General features: G+C 39.6%; 2 pseudogenes. Both read left to right on the forward strand.

The features are described 5' to 3' along the window. Window positions 1-735 (forward strand): annotated as a pseudogene (locus ABR397_RS22660) (esterase/lipase family protein); the annotation flags it as partial. Continuing rightward, window positions 728-1,245, forward strand: a pseudogene (locus ABR397_RS22665) (T6SS immunity protein Tli4 family protein); the annotation flags it as partial. The pseudogenes ABR397_RS22660 and ABR397_RS22665, both read left to right, overlap by 8 nt.

Below are 1,245 nucleotides of genomic sequence, written 5' to 3' on the forward strand. Positions count from 1 at the left end.
ATGGCTCAGTCGCCCGGTCCTTTACAACTGTTGCCGGGAAAGGCGTATGGTAAAGGCTGGTTACATATCGCCGATGATAAAATCACGCATAAGCTACCGGAGTCAGACCCTTATAAGGAGATCTATCTGGAAAAGGATCGCTGGTGGGGATTATGTGAAACCCGGTTTTTAAACCCGGATAAAGAAGATAAATGGAAAGATAATGAAAGTTGGAATAATTATACGACCATTATAAAGAAAAAAGTTAAGCCATTTATTGAAGAATTAACTGGCAATTATCACCCTAATACCTATGCCTTTTATGGTGCCAGTGAGAAACATCTATCGTATGGGGTTATTTCCTGGTTAAAGGGGCATCGTCATTATTCTAGTTATAGCTATGATAATCTTTTAGAAAAGCAGGAGGATTATTCCGGCATGACATTTAATCAACCGCTATATGATCCGGCTAATCAGGAAACTGGAGCAACACGTACGGTTCGTTTTCTTGTTGGGCCTTCCTCATGGGATTATAAAGAAAAATATTTTGTACTGGCATCACCAAATGAGAAAGGGGATGGAACAGTGCCGGTACAGGCTGGCCGTATTAAAGCCAGAAGTTTACGTAGCCTGCTGGCGACAGAGGTGGATCATGAAGGGGCGTATAAAGAGGATAAAGAAACTAAAGATAGCAAAGCCCGGTTATTTACTCTGCGTGCAATTGTGAAGATGGTTCAGGGGGTAAAAATTGAATAAGAAGAATGCCTTATTTATTTTATTGGTTACCTATATTCTGTGGTGGTATTTCCCTACCCCTTATCATTTCCCTATTTTAACTGAGAAGGAAAAGCAAGTGACGACTGAAATGTTAGCGAATATGCAGACCCGTTGTGTGGGCCGTTATCTGATTGATATCCCCGAGGCATTTGGCAATATCTTCCATAATGCGATATTTATTGGTAAAGCGAAAATAGAAACCAAGCGTTTATATCAGCCAGCCTTTGAACAGCGGATACAATTAAGGGAGCAGGAATTAAAGACGGCTAAAACTGTCGATCCGAAAGATATGCCCTTTTTGAAAAAAATCTATCGCCTTGAAGGAAATCTAAAAGGTGTGATTTTCGATAGAAATGAAAATATTGATGAACCTGGTTTTGGGAGAGTACTGGAAGCACATTTGTATAATAATGGTGTCGCATTTAAAATTGTAATGGAAATGTTGGATCTGTCTGATACTAAATATGCTGATGATAGGGAAGACTTTAT

The organism is Photorhabdus viridis, assembly GCF_040256935.1.
Classification (GTDB): Bacteria; Pseudomonadota; Gammaproteobacteria; order Enterobacterales; family Enterobacteriaceae; genus Photorhabdus; species Photorhabdus viridis.